The sequence below is a fragment of the Streptomyces sp. NPDC055506 genome, assembly GCF_053643595.1.
The window spans coordinates 12,775-29,379 of the sequence record NZ_JBSHKH010000107.1; the positions used below are offsets into that span (position 1 = coordinate 12,775).

13 protein-coding genes, 1 tRNA gene and 1 riboswitch are annotated in these 16,605 nt (G+C 69.5%); of the genes, 12 read left to right on the forward strand and 2 right to left on the reverse strand.

The genetic code is table 11. The annotated features are described in order from the left end of the window. Position 1 precedes the first annotated feature (1 nt). The 9 genes from ACWIF2_RS30660 (at position 2) to ACWIF2_RS30700 (ending at position 10,443) form a co-directional block, all read left to right on the forward strand. Positions 2 to 1,267: a cytochrome P450 family protein gene (locus ACWIF2_RS30660; protein ID WP_454364081.1), complete on the forward strand. Its 1,266-nt coding sequence runs from the start codon at positions 2 to 4 to the stop codon at positions 1,265 to 1,267. Positions 1,268 to 1,416: 149 nt separating this feature from the next. Continuing rightward, positions 1,417 to 2,379, forward strand: a complete 963-nt coding sequence (locus tag ACWIF2_RS30665; protein ID WP_454364083.1) for a transglycosylase family protein — start codon at positions 1,417 to 1,419, stop codon at positions 2,377 to 2,379. A 228-nt stretch (positions 2,380 to 2,607) separates the two neighbouring features. Further along, positions 2,608 to 2,774: riboswitch (cyclic di-AMP (ydaO/yuaA leader) on the forward strand. A 4-nt stretch (positions 2,775 to 2,778) separates the two neighbouring features. After that, positions 2,779 to 3,474, forward strand: a complete 696-nt coding sequence (locus ACWIF2_RS30670) for a transglycosylase family protein (protein WP_454364084.1) — start codon at positions 2,779 to 2,781, stop codon at positions 3,472 to 3,474. Positions 3,475 to 3,734: 260 nt separating this feature from the next. After that, positions 3,735 to 5,015 (forward strand): phosphopyruvate hydratase, encoded by a 1,281-nt coding sequence (gene eno / locus ACWIF2_RS30675; protein WP_382832273.1) that lies wholly within the window; start codon positions 3,735 to 3,737, stop codon positions 5,013 to 5,015. Between the two features lie 121 nt (positions 5,016 to 5,136). Next, positions 5,137 to 5,613 carry an FtsB family cell division protein gene (locus ACWIF2_RS30680; RefSeq protein ID WP_454364087.1) on the forward strand — a complete coding sequence of 159 codons (477 nt, stop codon included), beginning with the start codon at positions 5,137 to 5,139 and terminating at the stop codon, positions 5,611 to 5,613. Positions 5,614 to 5,666: 53 nt separating this feature from the next. Further along, positions 5,667 to 6,197: a DUF501 domain-containing protein gene (locus tag ACWIF2_RS30685; protein WP_454364088.1), complete on the forward strand. Its 531-nt coding sequence runs from the start codon at positions 5,667 to 5,669 to the stop codon at positions 6,195 to 6,197. Beyond that, positions 6,194 to 7,135 (forward strand): Ppx/GppA phosphatase family protein, encoded by a 942-nt coding sequence (locus tag ACWIF2_RS30690; RefSeq protein ID WP_454364090.1) that lies wholly within the window; start codon positions 6,194 to 6,196, stop codon positions 7,133 to 7,135. The genes ACWIF2_RS30685 and ACWIF2_RS30690 overlap by 4 nt, the downstream gene beginning before the upstream one ends. 422 nt (positions 7,136 to 7,557) lie before the next feature. Then, positions 7,558 to 8,946 (forward strand): NAD(P)/FAD-dependent oxidoreductase, encoded by a 1,389-nt coding sequence (locus tag ACWIF2_RS30695; RefSeq protein ID WP_184598197.1) that lies wholly within the window; start codon positions 7,558 to 7,560, stop codon positions 8,944 to 8,946. 204 nt (positions 8,947 to 9,150) lie between these two features. Beyond that, positions 9,151 to 10,443, forward strand: a complete 1,293-nt coding sequence (locus tag ACWIF2_RS30700; RefSeq protein ID WP_454364092.1) for a class I SAM-dependent methyltransferase — start codon at positions 9,151 to 9,153, stop codon at positions 10,441 to 10,443. 62 nt (positions 10,444 to 10,505) lie between these two features. On the opposite strand, the gene ACWIF2_RS30705 is transcribed toward ACWIF2_RS30700, so the two are convergent. Next, positions 10,506 to 13,037: an ABC transporter permease gene (locus ACWIF2_RS30705; protein ID WP_454364094.1), complete on the reverse strand. Its 2,532-nt coding sequence runs from the start codon at positions 13,035 to 13,037 to the stop codon at positions 10,506 to 10,508. Positions 13,038 to 13,075: 38 nt separating this feature from the next. Next, positions 13,076 to 13,846, reverse strand: a complete 771-nt coding sequence (locus ACWIF2_RS30710) for an ABC transporter ATP-binding protein (RefSeq protein WP_189726760.1) — start codon at positions 13,844 to 13,846, stop codon at positions 13,076 to 13,078. A gap of 418 nt (positions 13,847 to 14,264) precedes the next feature. On the opposite strand from ACWIF2_RS30710, the gene ACWIF2_RS30715 reads away from it, so the two are divergent. From ACWIF2_RS30715 to ACWIF2_RS30725, 3 genes are all read left to right on the forward strand, one after another. After that, positions 14,265 to 14,348: transfer RNA gene (locus tag ACWIF2_RS30715), tRNA-Leu, on the forward strand. Positions 14,349 to 14,484: 136 nt separating this feature from the next. Further along, the gene (locus ACWIF2_RS30720; protein ID WP_454364095.1) at positions 14,485 to 15,663 is read left to right on the forward strand and encodes a 4-hydroxybenzoate 3-monooxygenase; all 1,179 of its coding nucleotides are present in this window, start codon (positions 14,485 to 14,487) and stop codon (positions 15,661 to 15,663) included. Positions 15,664 to 15,816: 153 nt separating this feature from the next. Next, positions 15,817 to 16,605: Bax inhibitor-1/YccA family protein (locus ACWIF2_RS30725; RefSeq protein ID WP_454364097.1), on the forward strand; the 789-nt coding region annotated here is incomplete at its 3' end.

Genomic DNA, 16,605 nt, shown 5'->3' on the forward strand with positions numbered 1-16,605 from the left:
CATGCGACATGAAGTGCCCGGCGTGCCCGAGCTGTTCTCGTGGGAGTTCGCCACCGACCCCTATCCCGCCTACGCCTGGCTCCGCGAGCACGCCCCCGTGCACCGGACCAAGCTTCCCAGCGGCGTCGAGGCCTGGCTGGTCACGCGGTACGCCGATGCCAAGCAGACCCTCGCCGACAACCGCCTCTCCAAGAATCCGGCGCATCATCATGAACCCGCGCACGCCAAAGGCAAGACCGGTATCCCCGGTGAGCGCAAGGCCGAGTTGATGACGCATCTGCTCAACATCGATCCGCCGGACCACACCCGGCTGCGGCGGCTCGTGTCCAAGGCGTTCACGCCCCGCCGGGTCGCCGAGTTCGAGCAGCGGGTGCAGGAGCTCACCGACGGTCTCATCGACGGGTTCGCGCAGCAGGGGTCCGCCGACCTGATCCACGAGTTCGCCTTCCCGCTGCCCATCTACGCCATCTGCGACCTGCTCGGCGTCCCCCGCGAGGACCAGGACGACTTCCGGGACTGGGCGGGCATGATGATCCGTCACCAGGGCGGGCCCCGGGGCGGCGTGGCGCGGTCCGTGAAGAAGATGCGCGGCTATCTCGCCGACCTCATCCACCGCAAGCGGGAGGCGCTCCCCGCCGAACCCGCCCCCGGCGAGGACCTCATCTCCGGTCTCATCCGCGCCTCCGACCACGGCGAGCACCTCACCGAGAACGAGGCCGCCGCCATGGCCTTCATCCTGCTGTTCGCCGGTTTCGAGACGACCGTGAACCTGATCGGCAACGGCACCTACGCCCTGCTCACCCACCCCGATCAGCGCAGCCGGCTCCAGGCGTCCCTCGCAGCCGGGGAAAGAGGCCTCCTGGAGACCGGCGTCGAGGAACTTCTGCGCTTCGACGGACCCGTCGAACTCGCCACCTGGCGCTTCGCCACCCAGCCCCTCACCATCGGCGGACAGCACATCGAGACCGGCGACCCGGTCCTCGTCGTCCTGGCCGCCGCCGACCGGGACCCGGAGCGGTTCGCCGATCCGGACGTGCTCGACCTCGCCCGCAGCGACAACCAGCACCTCGGGTACGGCCACGGCATCCACTACTGCCTCGGCGCCCCGCTCGCCCGGCTGGAGGGCCAGACCGCCCTCGCCACGCTCCTCACCCGTCTCCCGGACCTGAGGCTCGCGGCCGACCCGGCCGAGCTGAGATGGCGCGGCGGCCTGATCATGCGAGGGCTGCGCACCCTGCCGGTGGAGTTCACGCCCGCCCAAAGGTGACACGCCGTCAGGGCTGTGATCTTCACGTGATCTACGCGGCATTAACTTGTGACAAGTGATCGTCTGCCTATACGTTCACCCATCATCAGCGCGGCCCGGGAAAACCCGGCTTCGCGCCGGTCACTGCTGTCTTCGCGAAAGGTCTCCGTATGCTCTCCGGGAACGGTCGGCACCGTCGCCCCCGCCAGGCTCCGGCTCTCCTCGTCGCGGCAGGAGTGACCGGCTCCGCCATCGCGATCCCGCTCCTCGGGGCCTCCGGCGCCAGCGCTGCCGATGCCACGACCTGGGACCGGGTCGCGGACTGCGAGACCGGTGGCGCCTGGAGCCAGAACAGCGGCAACGGATACTTCGGCGGGCTGCAGTTGTCGCAGGAGGACTGGGAGAACAACGGCGGCCTCGACTACGCCCCGAGCGCCGACCTGGCCAGCCGTTCCCAGCAGATAGCCGTGGCCGAGAGAATCCTCGCCGACCAGGGGGCCGGTGCCTGGCGCACCTGTGGACTGCTCTCCGGCCTCGAGCAGGACAAGGGGTCGGACACCTCTGAATCATCCGACTCGTCCGGTTCATCGGACTCGTCCGGATTGCTCGACTCTCTCGGCTCGTCCCCTTCGTCGTCCGCCTCGCCGTCGCCTGACGCGTCGTCGACCTCAGAGGATGAAACCGCCAAGCCCGACAAGTCGCCCGAATCCGAGGGTTCCGCCACGCAGGGTCAGGAGCCCAGCGGCTCCCCGTCGGCCACGCCCGAGGGTGACAAGTCCGACAACTCGCGGCAGAACGACGACTCTTCGCGGTCCGCCGAGAACGGGACCGACACCGGCTCCGGCCGTCATCGCGGCCCCAGCGCCGACGAGACCCAGGCGCCCGAGAGCGGCCGCACGGACGAGTCCACGGGTCGTCACGCCTCGCGCGGCGACGAGGGCTCCGACGACTCGTCCGAGGGTGCCTACATCGTGGGTATCGGCGACAGCCTCTGGTCCATCGCCGACTCCCTTGACATCAGCGGCGGATGGCACGAGCTCTACGACGGCAACAAGAAGGCCGTCGGCACCGACCCGGACCTCATCCGCCCCGGTCAGAAGCTCACGGTCGAGGGCGAAGCGGACGAGAAGTAGCTGTTCGGGCAGTGCGGAAACGGGGGCGGAAGTCGCCCCGAAACCGCGCGAGTTCGCGTCATATTTCGCGGCGAATGTCCCGTTTGGGGCCCGTGAGAGATAGATCTCAGAAGCCCTGATCGGCTTTGAAATTCGGCGGATCGCGTGGCTACGGTCGGGACCGCTCGTCACCACGAGCCCCGGCTGCCGCAACGCCGAATCCTGCCAGCGGCCGTACGGGAACAGTCGTCGCGTCAAGCGCCGTAGGCAGGAGCGGGGGACCCAAGGTAGGTGCCCGACCGGCCAGTTGCGCCGGAAGGGCTTGGGGTGAAGCCGTGTCCCGGGAGGGACGCGGCCGGGCAACTCAACCGGCCCGAACCCGACAGCTCACCTCGCAGGCGTCGGTGAGGGGATCCTTCCATGCTGTTTTCCAGCAAGGGCAAGCACCGCCGTCCGTCCAAGGCCAGCCGTGCCATCGCCGTCGCCGGTGTCACCGGCGCCGCTGTCGCCGCCCCGCTGATGGCCGCCGGCGGCGCCTCCGCCGCCACCGCCTCCGAGTGGGACGCCGTCGCCCAGTGCGAGGCCGGCGGCAACTGGTCCATCAACACCGGCAACGGCTACTACGGCGGTCTGCAGTTCTCCGCCTCCACCTGGTCCGGCTACGGCGGCACCAAGTACGCCGCCACCGCCGACCAGGCCACCAAGGAGCAGCAGATCGAGATCGGCGAGAAGGTCCTCGCGGGCCAGGGCAAGGGTGCCTGGCCGGTCTGCGGCAAGGGCCTGTCGAGCGCCGGCTACAGCGGCGGCTCCTCCTCGGACGACTCCGGCAGCTCCTCGCAGCAGAGCCGGCAGAGCACCGAGTCCCGCGAGACCGAGCAGCAGCCGGCCTCCCGCTCCGACGAGCGCCCGGCCGCCAAGAAGACCGTCACCACCCCGACCGGCAAGAAGGTCAAGAAGGGCGACGGCGAGTACAAGGTCGCCAAGGGTGACACCCTCAGCTCGATCGCGTCGGACAAGAAGGTCGAGGGCGGCTGGGAGAAGCTCTTCCAGCTGAACAAGGACATCGTCGAGGACGCCAACCTCATCTACCCGGGCCAGCAGCTGCACCTGAAGTAAGCAGCAGCTCTCAAGGGCTCCCCGCCCCGGTGCGTGTTCCCCCCGTACGCGCGCCGGGGCGGGGGTTTTTTCTGCCCGGCTTTTCCACAACCGTCTTTGTTCCGTTCGGAAACAATTTACGCTCGGTTCTGTCCATGGGGTGGGCGACCCGGTGGCCGATCGGCCGGAGCCGGTTAGGCTCATGTCGCGAGCCACCACGGCCCGCACCTCGCCGGGTCCCCGCGACCCGCGTACCCGCGTCACATAAGAAGGAGATGCTCGTGCCGTCCATCGACGTCGTCGTAGCCCGGGAAATCCTGGACTCCCGAGGCAACCCCACGGTCGAGGTCGAGGTCGGCCTCGACGACGGCAGCACCGGTCGTGCCGCCGTCCCGTCCGGCGCCTCCACGGGCGCCTTCGAGGCCATCGAGCTGCGTGACGGCGACTCGAACCGCTACCTCGGCAAGGGTGTGGAGAAGGCCGTCCTCGCGGTCATCGAGCAGATCGGCCCGGAGCTCGTCGGCTACGACGCCACCGAGCAGCGCCTGATCGACCAGGCGATGTTCGACCTGGACGCCACCGACAACAAGGGCTCCCTCGGCGCCAACGCCATCCTCGGCGTCTCCCTCGCCGTCGCCCACGCCGCCTCCGAGGCCAGCGACCTGCCGCTGTTCCGCTACCTGGGCGGCCCGAACGCGCACCTGCTGCCGGTGCCGATGATGAACATCCTGAACGGCGGCTCGCACGCCGACTCCAACGTGGACATCCAGGAGTTCATGATCGCCCCGATCGGCGCGGAGTCCTTCTCCGAGGCCCTGCGCTGGGGCGCCGAGGTCTACCACACGCTGAAGAAGGTCCTGAAGAGCAAGGGCCTGGCCACCGGCCTCGGCGACGAGGGCGGCTTCGCCCCGAACCTCGGCTCCAACCGCGAGGCCCTCGACCTCATCCTCGAGGCGATCAAGGAGGCCGGCTACACCCCCGGCGAGCAGATCGCCCTCGCGCTCGACGTGGCCGCGTCCGAGTTCTACAAGGACGGCGCCTACACCTTCGAGGGCAAGACGCGCTCCGCCGCCGAGATGACCGAGTACTACGCCGAGCTCGTCGACGCGTACCCGCTGGTCTCCATCGAGGACCCGCTGTTCGAGGACGACTGGGACGGCTGGAAGACCATCACCGAGAAGCTCGGCGACAAGGTCCAGCTCGTCGGCGACGACCTGTTCGTCACCAACCCCGAGCGCCTCGCCCGCGGCATCGACGAGAACGCCGCCAACGCCCTGCTGGTCAAGGTCAACCAGATCGGCTCGCTGACCGAGACCCTGGACGCCGTCGAGCTGGCCCAGCGCAACGGCTTCAAGTGCATGATGTCCCACCGCTCCGGCGAGACCGAGGACGTCACCATCGCCGACCTGGCCGTCGCCACCAACTGCGGCCAGATCAAGACCGGCGCCCCGGCCCGCTCCGAGCGCGTCGCCAAGTACAACCAGCTGCTGCGCATCGAGGAGATCCTCGACGACGCGGCGGTCTACGCCGGCCGCAGCGCCTTCCCGCGCTTCAAGGGCTGACCCGGGCTGACCCGTTAAGGGTCAAGCCTGAGCCAGTCGTACGTACGTCCCCGTACTCGGTCCCGTACCGTGTCCGGGGACGTACGCGCGTTGGACGGTGGAGCGGGAGAGCGGGGAGACCATGGCCGTGAAGGACCGGGACCGTTTCTCCACCGCGACCAGGATCCGGCTGCTCGGCGAGCAGACCGCGGCCCGGGTCTACCGCTCCCAGACCCGGCGCCAGGCCCGCCGCTCCCGGCTGACCGGCCGGGCCGCGCTGCTCGCCCTGGTGATGTGCACGCTGATCGTGGCGCTGGCCTACCCGATGCGGGAGTACGTCTCGCAGCGCGCCGAGATCGACGACCTCCAGCGCGAACAGCAGCAGGCCCGCCAACGTGTCGAACGGCTGCGCGACCAGAAGGCGCGCTGGCAGGACGACGCGTACGCGGAGCAGCAGATCCGGCAGCGGTTGCACTACGTCATGCCGGGGGAGACGGGATTCATCGTCGTCGACCCGCACGCGGCGCGGCAGTCGCACGCCGTGCTCGGGACGGCCGACCGCGTCTGGTACGCGAACGTGTGGGACGGCGTCGACAAGTCCGACGCCTCCGCCCGGTGAACCCGGACTCCAGCCAGATACCTGACTCAAAGAAAGACAGCCTGAAGACAGTCATGGAAACGCCCCCGCCGACCACTCCGCGCACCGAGCCCACCGACGCCGACGTCGAGGCCTTCAAGCAGCAGCTCGGCCGGCCCCCGCGCGGTCTGCGCGCCATCGCGCACCGGTGTCCCTGCGGGCACCCGGACGTCGTCGAGACGGCACCGCGGCTGCCGGACGGAACGCCGTTCCCCACGCTGTACTACCTGACGTGCCCGAAGGCGAACTCGGCCATCGGCACGCTGGAGGCGAACGGCGTGATGAAGGAGATGACCGAGCGGCTGGCCTCGGACCCCGAGCTTGCGGCGGCCTACCGGGCGGCGCACAAGGACTACATCAGGCGCCGGGACGAGATCGAGGAGCTGAAGAACTTTCCCAGCGCGGGCGGCATGCCGGACCGGGTGAAGTGCCTGCACGTGCTGGTGGCGCACTCGCTGGCCGCGGGGCCCGGTGTGAACCCGCTCGGCGACGAGGCGATCGAGATGCTGCCGGAGTGGTGGCGCAAGGGCCCGTGCGTGACGAATGCCGAGGAGGCCGCCCAGTGACCCGTGTCGCCGCCGTGGACTGCGGTACGAACTCCATCCGCCTCCTGGTCGCGGACGCCGACCCGGCCACCGGTGAGCTGGTCGACCTGGACCGCCGCATGACCATCGTGCGGCTCGGGCAGGGCGTCGACCGCACCGGCCGGCTCGCCCCCGAGGCGCTGCAGCGGACCTTCGCGGCCTGCCGCGAGTACGCCGCGATCATCAAGGAGCACGGGGCGGAGCGGCTGCGGTTCGTGGCGACCTCCGCCTCCCGGGACGCCGAGAACCGCGACGAGTTCGTGCGCGGCGTGCTGGACATCCTGGGCGTCGAGCCCGAAGTGATCTCCGGGGACCAGGAGGCCGGGTTCTCCTTCACCGGCGCCACCAAGGAGCTCGCCGGGCGCGACCACCTCCCGAAGCCCTACCTCGTCGTGGACATCGGCGGCGGCTCGACCGAGTTCGTGGTCGGCGACGACCAGGTGCGCGCGGCGCGCTCGGTGGACATCGGCTGCGTCCGTATGACCGAGCGCCATCTGGTCCGGGACGGCGCGGTGAGCGACCCGCCGTCGAAGGAGCAGATCGCGGCGATGCGGGCGGACATCGAGGCCGCCCTCGACCTCGCCGAGGAGACGGTCCCGCTGCGCGAGGCCCGCACGCTGGTGGGTCTGGCCGGCTCCGTGACGACCGTGTCGGCCATCGCCCAGGAGCTGCCCGAGTACGACTCGGCCGCCATCCACCACTCCCGGGTCTCCCACGACCGGGTCCGCGAGATCACCGAGTGGCTGCTGCGCTCCACCCACGCCGAGCGCGCGGCCGTGCCCTCCATGCACCCGGGCCGGGTCGACGTGATCGGCGCCGGGGCCCTCGTACTGCTGTCGATCATGGAGCGCATCGGCGCCGAGGAGGTCGTCGTGAGCGAACACGACATCCTCGACGGCATCGCGTGGTCGGTCGCGTAGGCCGCTTCTGAGCAGGCATGGATCACGTTTGAGCGCGTCCGGGGGGGCTCCGGTGACCCCCCCGGCGACAGCTCGTCGGAAAAGTTCGTGAAGTTCTTCACAAGGAATTCGGCCCGCGAGGGCGACAGGAAGGGTCCGGTTGACCCATCCGGGGCCCCAAGGCGCCTTTGAACATGTTCAGAAGCGTGGTATGGAGATGGCGGGGAAGGCGCCCGGAGCGGCACCCCGGGGTGGCCTCACGGAGGCCCTTTCCGCCCAGAGAGGCAGCTCACGCGGCATTGACAACGGTCCGGGGTGCACAAACGATCCCGGTTGTCACCATGACATGGATCACGCGAGCCGCGGAGGATAACACACACCCTGACCGAGCTTGTGAAGGGGCGCACGAGCCACCCCCCTGAGGCGGGTGGATACTCGATGGCATGAGCACCACGGAGCGTCCCAGGATCCTCGTAGTAGGCGGTGGGTACGTAGGCCTGTACGCAGCTCGGCGCATCCAGAAGAAGATGCGCTACGGAGAGGCGACCGTCACGGTCGTCGACCCCCGGTCGTACATGACCTACCAGCCCTTCCTCCCCGAAGCCGCCGCCGGCAACATCTCCCCGCGCCACGTCGTCGTCCCGCTGCGACGCGTGCTGCCCAAGGCGGAGGTTCTCACCGGCCGGGTCACCACCATCGACCAGGACCGCAAGGTCGCCACGGTCTCCCCGCTGGTCGGCGAGGCCTACGAGCTGCCCTTCGACTACCTGGTGATCGCGCTCGGCGCGGTCTCCCGCACCTTCCCGATCCCCGGCCTCGCCGAGCAGGGCATCGGCATGAAGGGCGTCGAGGAGGCCATCGGCCTGCGCAACCACGTCCTCGAGCAGCTCGACAAGGCCGACTCCACCACCGACGAGGAGATCCGCCGCAAGGCGCTCACCTTCGTCTTCGTGGGCGGCGGTTTCGCCGGTGCGGAGACCATCGGCGAGGTCGAGGACATGGCCCGTGACGCCGCGAAGTACTACAAGAACGTGTCCCGTGAGGACATGCGCTTCATCCTGGTCGACGCCGCCGACAAGATCCTCCCCGAGGTGGGTCCCAAGCTCGGCAAGTACGGCAAGGAGCACCTCGAGGGCCGCGGCGTCGAGGTCTACCTGTCCACCTCCATGGACTCCTGCGTCGACGGCCACGTGGTGCTGAAGAACGGCCTCGAGGTCGACTCCAGCACCATCGTCTGGACCGCCGGTGTCAAGCCCAACCCGGCCCTGTCCCGCTACGGCCTGCCGCTGGGCCCCCGCGGTCACGTCGACTGCGAGCCGACGCTCCAGGTCAAGGGCACCGACTACATCTGGGCCGCCGGCGACAACGCGCAGGTCCCGGACCTCGTCGGCCGCAAGGCCGGCAACGAGAACGCCTGGTGCCCGCCGAACGCCCAGCACGCGCTGCGCCAGGCCCGGGTCCTCGGCGACAACGTGGTCTCCGGTATGCGGGGCTTCCCGCAGAAGGACTACGCCCACGCCAACAAGGGCGCGGTGGCCGGTCTCGGCCTCCACAAGGGCGTCGCGATGATCGTCATGGGCAAGATGAAGATCAAGCTCAAGGGTCGTCTCGCCTGGTACATGCACCGTGGCTACCACGGTCTGGCGATGCCGACCTGGAACCGCAAGATCCGCGTCTTCGCCGACTGGACCCTGGCGATGTTCCTCAAGCGCGAGGTCGTCTCCCTCGGCGCGATGGAGACGCCGCGCGAGGAGTTCTACGAGGCCGCCAAGCCGGCCCCGGTCGCCGCCGCGCCGAAGGAGAAGACCGAGGAGAAGGCCAAGGCCTCCTGACCCTCCCCCGGTCACCCGTCTGACGAAGGACCTCCCGCCATCCGTGGTGCGGGAGGTCCTTCGGCGTTGTACGGAACCCACCGCCGGGTGGGCGAAGTGGCGGTTTTGCTCAGACATGACGCGTGCCGGGGACTGCGCTCGGGCCCCGCAGGTGTTTACGTGGTGTCGGACATTCCGGGATTCCCCGTCACGGAGGTGTACACCATGGCAGACGCCGCGCAGCGGCTGCAGGGCCTCTTCGCACAGTTGCTGGGAGCACCGCCCCCGGTGCGCGTCCGCGCCTGGGACGGTTCGCAGGCGGGCCCGCCGGGCGCGCCGACCCTGGTCGTACGCAACCGCCGCGCCCTGCGCCGCCTGCTGTGGAAGCCGGGCGAACTGGGTCTGGCCCGCGCCTGGGTGGCGGGAGACCTGGACATCGAGGGCGACCTCTACACCGCCCTCGACCTGCTCGCCGGAGACATCTGGGAGCGCGGCGAGGACGCCCGCACCCTCACCCAGGCCCTGCGCGACCCCGAGGTCCGCTCCGCGGTCCGGGGGCTCATCAAGCTCGCCGGGAGCCCGCTGCCGCCCGCCCCGCCCCCCGAGGAGGCCCGCAGCCCCCGCCGCCACCTGCACACCAAACGCAGCGACAGACGCGCCATCAGCCACCACTACGACGTCGGCAACGACTTCTACGAGATCGTCCTCGGCCCGTCCATGGTGTACTCCTGCGCCTACTGGGACAGCCCGGACGGCACCCTCGAAGAGGCCCAGCACGACAAGCTCGAACTCGTCTGCCGCAAGCTGGGCCTGAGGCCGGGTCAGCGGCTGCTCGACGTCGGCTGCGGCTGGGGCTCCATGGCCATCCACGCCGCCCGCGGGCACGGCGTGAGCGTCGTCGGCGTCACGCTCTCCCAGGAGCAGGCCGCCTACGCCCGCAAGCGCGTCGCGGAAGAGGGCCTCACCGACCGGATCGAGATCCGCGTACAGGACTACCGGGACGTCCGCGACGGCCCGTACGACGCGATCTCCTCCATCGGCATGGCCGAACACGTCGGCGCCGAACGGTATCTGGAGTACGCCGACGCCCTGTACGAGCTGCTCAAGCCCGGCGGCCGGCTGCTGAACCACCAGATCGCGCGCCGCCCGCAGCGGGACGAGTCGACGTACGAGGTCGACGCCTTCATCGACTCCTACGTCTTCCCCGGCGGCGAGCTCCAGCCCATCGGCATCACCGTCACCCAGCTGGAGCGCGCCGGGTTCGAGGTGCGCGACGTCGAGTCGATCCGCGAGCACTACGCCCTCACGCTGCGCCGGTGGGTCGCCCGCCTGGAGGCCGACTGGAAGCGGGCCGGCCGGCTCACCGGACCCGGCCGCGCCCGCGTCTGGCGCCTGTACATGGCCGCGAGCGCGGTCGCCTTCGAGCGCAACCGCATCGGCGTCAACCAGGTCCTGGCCGTGCGGGTCCCCGAATCGGGGGAGTCGGGCATGCCCCTGCGCGCCCGCACCTGGAACTGACACGGCGGAGGCCCCCTCTCCCACCGGTGGGAAAGGGGGCCTCCGCGTCTTCGCCGTGCGCGCTACTCCGCCTTGATCGCTTCCAGCATGTTCAGCCGGGCCGCCCGCCGGGCCGGCCACAGCGCGGCGAGGACACCCACCGTCGCGGCCAGCAGCAGGAAGACACCCATCCGGGCCCAGGGCAGGACCAGCGCGTAGGTCGGCATCTTCGAGGCCAGCAGCTCACCGGCCGCCCAGCCGAAGAACACGCCCAGGCCGATGCCCAGCACCCCGCCGAACAGCGAGATCACCAGGGACTCCATACGGACCATCCGCTTGATGCCCTTGCGGTCCAAGCCGATCGCCCGGAGCATGCCGATCTCCTGGGAGCGTTCGAAGACCGACATGGCCAGGGTGTTGATGACCCCGAGGACCGCCACGATCACGGCCATGGCGAGCAGTCCGTAGAGCATGTTCAGCATCAGCGTGAACATCTGCGCGATCTCGTTGGAGATGTCCTGCTTGTCCTGGACCTTGATCGCCGGGTTGTCGTCGAGGGCCTTCTCCAGCTTGTCCTGCGCCGCGGCGGACGCGCCGCCGGACGTCTTCGCCATGACCTTCATGACGTACGGGTCGGACGTGTGCGGCGCGAGTGTCGCCTGGTCGAGCAGGATGCCGCTGAGGTACTCGTTGCTCTCGTACGTTCCGGCGACGGTGAGCCGCTGCTTCTTGCCGTCCTCGAATGCGACGCTGAAGCTCGAACCGGCCTTCCAGTGGTTGGACTCGGCGGTCGTGCTGTCCACGACGACCTGGGAGCCGCCCACCTCGAAGGAGCCGTCCTCGACCTTCGGGCCGGCCAGCTCGCCGATCGCGGCGCCGTTGACGCCGGTCAGGTACTCGTCGGTCTTGCCGTCGACACGGGCCACGGCGTTGGTCATCGCGCTGGTGGCGGTGACGCCGTCGGCCTGCTTCAGCTTCTTCTCGACGTCCGGGGACAGCGGGTTGCCGTTCGCCATGGACACCACGTAGTCCGCCTTGATCGCGGACGCCGCCATCTTGTCGATGGCCTGCTGGAGGCTGCCCGCCGTCACCGTCATACCGGTGATCAGGGTCAGGCCGATCATCAGCGCGGAGGCGGTGGCGGCCGTACGGCGCGGGTTGCGCACCGAGTTCTGCCGGGCGAGCTTGCCGGAGACGCCGAAGGCGCGCAGCACCGGCGCCGCGGCGGCGATCAGCGGCCGGGACAGCAGCGGGGTCAGGATGAACACGCCGATGATCAGCAGCACCGCGCCGAGGCCCATGGGCATCTGCCCGTCCGAGCCGTCCATGGTCGTGGCCGCCAGGACCACCGCGATGCCCGCGGCGGAGAACAGAGTGCCGAGCGTGTTGCGCAGCACCAGCGACTTGGTCGTGGCCTTGGCGTGGACGCTGCTCATGGCCGCGACCGGCGGGATCTTCGCGGCCCGGCGGCCCGGCAGCCACGCCGCCAGCATGGTCACCAGGATGCCGACGGCGAACGCGACGGCGATCGTGGCCGGCTTGACGACCAGCGGGCCGTCGGGCACGGTCGCGCCGAACGAGCCCATCAGGGAGCGCATTCCGGCCCCGATGCCGATGCCCGCTACCAGACCGGTCACGGCGGCGACCGCCCCGACCACGAACGCTTCGATCAGCACCGACCGCGTCACCTGCCGGCGCGAGGCGCCGACCGCGCGCATCAGAGCCAGCTCCTTGGTGCGCTGGGCGACCAGCATGGTGAAGGTGTTGGCGATGATGAACGTGCCGACGAACAGGGCGATGCCGGCGAAGACCAGCAGAGCCGTCTGCATGCCGCTCATCGACCGGGAGATGGTCTCGGCCTGGTCGTCGGCGAGCTGCTTGCCGGTGGTGGTCTGGACGGTGCCCTCGGGCAGCGCCTTGTCCAGCTCCGCCTTGAGCGCGGCCTGCGAGACGCCCGCCTTCGCCGTGACGTCGATCTGGTCGTAGACGCCCGCCTTGCCGAACTGCTTCTGCGCGGTCGCCGTGTCGAACAGGGTCAGGGAGCCGCCGACCGCGACATTGCCGTCGTCGGTGGTGAAGATGCCGGCGATCTTCGGGGTCAGGACCGGCCCGTCGACCGACATGCGTACGGTGTCGCCGACCTCGTACCCGGCCCGCTCGGCCGTCTCCGAGTCGATGAGGATCTCGCCCGCGCCCTTGGGCGCGTGCCCGCTAGTGAGCGGGTAGCGGGGGTCCTTGTCCCCCCAGTAGTTGCCGCCCTGCGACTGGAAGCCCTGGCCGATCAGCTTGCCGTCCTTGTCGGCGATGGCCGTGAAGCCCTGCACGACACCGATGGCGGACGCGGCGCCGGGAACCCGCTCGCTCTTGTCGAGCACGGCCCGGTCCAGGTCGTGGACCTTGCCGACCCGGTCGCCCTCGGAGTCCTGGTAGTCCGATGTCACGGCGACGTCGACCCGGTCGAAGCCCTTGGCGGAGCTCTTCTGGAAGGCGTCGGAGATGGTGTTGGTGAAGACCAGGGTCCCCGACACGAAGGCCACGCCGAGCATCACGGCGAGGACGGTCATCAGGAGCCGGGCCTTGTGCGCGAGCACATTGCGCAAGGCGGTACGGAACATGGGTTCTTCTTCTCAGTCCTGTCGGTCCTGACGGGGGATCAGCTGGTGCGGCCCTTGGCGTCGAACGCCTTCATGCGGTCGAGCACCGAGTCGGCCGTGGGCCCGTGCATCTCGTCCACGATCCGGCCGTCCGCGAGGAAGACGACCCGGTCCGCGTAGGCGGCGGCCACCGGGTCGTGAGTCACCATCACCACCGTCTGGCCCAGCTCCCGCACGGAGTTGCGCAGGAAGCCCAGCACCTCGGCGCCGGAGCGCGAGTCGAGGTTTCCGGTGGGCTCGTCACCGAAGATGATCTCGGGCTTGGAGGCCAGCGCCCGCGCCACGGCGACGCGCTGCTGCTGACCGCCCGACAGCTGCGAGGGCCGGTGGCCCAGCCGGTCCGCCAGGCCGACCATCCGGATGACGGAATCGAGCCACTGCTTGTCCGGCTTACGGCCCGCGATGTCCATCGGGAGGGTGATGTTCTCCAGGGCCGTCAGGGTCGGCAGCAGATTGAACGCCTGGAAGATGAAGCCGATCTTGTCCCGGCGCAGCTTGGTGAGCTGCTTGTCCTTCAGGGAGCCGAGCTCGGTGTCGCCGATGCGCACCGACCCGGAGGAGAAGGAGTCGAGACCGGCCACGCAGTGCATCAGGGTCGACTTGCCGGAGCCGGAGGGGCCCATGATCGCGGTGAACTCGGCCTGCCGGAAGTCGGCGGAGACCCGGTCCAGGGCGACCACCTGGGTCTCACCCTGCCCGTAGATCTTCGACAGATCCGTGGCGCGCGCGGCCACGGTGGTGGCCCGGTCGGCGAGGGAAGCGGTGGTCACGGGATGGCACTCCTGTCGGGACGGCGATGGTGTCGGGAGGACGTGATCCATCGTCCGGGTCCCCGGTCGCCCTGTAGTCACCCGCAGTTCCCGTTCCGGGGGCCGACTTCGGTCTGACCGTGAGCGGCGGTGTCATACCTGGGGATGACGAACGTCCCTGAGTGGGCCCGGTGTCGGGGACCTGAGGGGCCCCGATGTCGAGAACAGGTGGAGTGCCCTCGTTCAAGCGGTGAAATTCCGTCATTCCGTATGCGGCGCCCACCGCCGCACGCAAGGCTATTGGCAAGTGCGGATGGCGTGTTCCGTGTGCTGATGCACCCTCAGACGTCAATAAAATAAGACAACATCGGTCCGTGCTTCCGCTGTTCGGGGGATCCGTCCCGATAGTCTCGGGACCTCGACGCGGAGCCCATGGCCTGCCCGGATGGTGGAATGCAGACACGGCGAGCTTAAACCTCGCTGCCCCTTCGCGGGCGTGCCGGTTCGAGTCCGGCTCCGGGCACCCTTCCGACTCCTGCATGGTTCATTGAAGACTTCACGGCATGCCCGTTGACAGCGGGCGCATGCCGTCGGAAACTCACATCCCGCAGTGGTGAAAAAATTTTCACCACACGAACAAGAGTGAGGGAAGGTGCCCGATGCGCACCACCGTCGGCATCATCGGAGCCGGCCCCGCCGGCCTCCTCCTGGCCCGGCTGCTCCACAACGCCGGCATCGATTCGGTCGTCCTGGAGAGCCGCGACCGTGCCTACGTCGAGCGGCGGCAGCGGGCCGGCATCCTGGAGCAGGGCACGGCGGACGTACTGCGCGCGGCCGGCGCCGGGGAGCGCATGGACCGTGAGGGCCTGCGCCACGACGGCATCGAACTGCGTTTCGACCGCCGGCGCCACCGCGTCGACTTCCCCGCCCTCACCGGCGGCCGGTCCGTGATGGTCTACGCCCAGACCGAGGTCTGCAAGGACCTCATCGCCCTCCAGCTCCGGGAGGGCGGCCCGCTGCTGTTCGAGGCGGAGGCGCTGGCCGTGGAGGACGCCGGCACCGACGCCCCGCGCGTCCGCTTCCGGCACGAGGGCCGCGAGGACGTCCTGGAGTGTGACTACGTCGTCGGCTGCGACGGCTTCTGGGGCGTGGCCCGCAACGCGATTCCGGCCGAACTGACCCAAGTCTTCGAACGGACGTACCCCTTCGGCTGGCTCGGCATCCTCGCCGACGTACCGCCCTCGCACGACGAGCTGGTCTACGCCCGCCACGACCGCGGCTTCGCCCTCCTCTCCATGCGCTCGCCGTCCGTGTCCCGCCTCTACCTCCAGGTGCCCGACGGCACCGACGCCGGGGCGTGGAGCGACGAGGAGATCTGGGACGAGCTTGAGCGCCGCTTCGAGACCGCCGACGAATGGCGCCTCGAGCGCGGCCCCATCACCCAGAAGTCCGTCACCCCGATGCGCTCCTACGTCCACGAGCCCATGCGCCACGGCCGCCTCTTCCTCGCCGGTGACGCCGCTCACATCGTGCCGCCGACCGGCGCCAAGGGGCTGAATCTCGCCGTCGGCGATGTCGTGACGTTCGCGCGGGCCCTGACGCACCGCAAGGTGACCGGTTCGGCGGAACTGCTGGACGCCTACTCGGAGACCTGCCTGCGCCGGATCTGGCAGGCCGAGCGCTTCTCCTACGACATGACGACCCTGCTGCACCGCGCCCCCGGCGTGACCGGCTTCGAGGACCGGCTCCAGCTCGCCCGGCTGGAGCGGATCGCCTCCAACCGCGCCGCCGAGACCGACCTGGCTGAGGGGTACACGGGGTTCCCGCTCGACGTGTGACGAATGACCCCCTCCGGTGAGGGGAATCACGAAGCCACGTAGCGTGTTGCGCAGCACGACGAGGGAAAGATCCTCCCCAAGCACTAGGGTCATTCCTTTGCCTACCTATTACTCTTGAGCCAAGGCCACGACGTGTGGCCGTGGAGGAGTGAAATGAGGAGCAGAAACCCGGTCTTCTCGCGACGGGGGTTCAGCCGCGACAACGGCTACGCGGGCTTCAACACCGCGCCGCAGGCCGGGGGTCCCGCCGTCGCCACGCAGGGCAACCCGTACGCGCAGCCGACGGGCGACCAGTACGCGCAGAACCCGTACGCGCAGAACCCTTACGCCCAGCAGGACCTGCAGCACGGCGCACCGCCGCATGCGCCGGCCACCACCGGCCGGATGACCATCGACGACGTCGTCCTGCGCACGGCGAGCACGCTCGGTGTGCTCGTCCTCACCGCGGCGCTCTCCTGGGCGCTGCTGCCGATCGACGACGCCAACATCGGCCGTAGCTACGGCATCGGTATCGGCGCCGCGCTGATCGGCATGGTCCTGGCGTTCGTGCAGTCCTTCAAGCGCAAGGCCTCGCCCGCGCTGATCCTGACGTACGCGGCGTTCGAGGGAGTCTTCCTCGGCGTCGTCTCCAACATCGTCGACAACCGCATCGCCGACGGCGCGGCCATGCAGGCCGTGATCGGCACCATGGCGGTCTTCGCCGGTGTGCTGATCGCGTACAAGGCCGGCTGGATCCGCGTCAACCGCCGTTTCTACGGCTTCGTGATGGCGGCCGCGCTCGGCTTCATCCTGCTGATGACCGTGAACCTGCTGTTCGCGGTGTTCGGCGGCGGTGACGGCCTCGGCTTCCGCAGCGGTGCCCTGGGTGTCATCTTCGGCATCATCGGCATCCCGCAGCTCCAGGTCCGTCTGGTCTACGACGTGCAGGCGCCGCAGATCAAC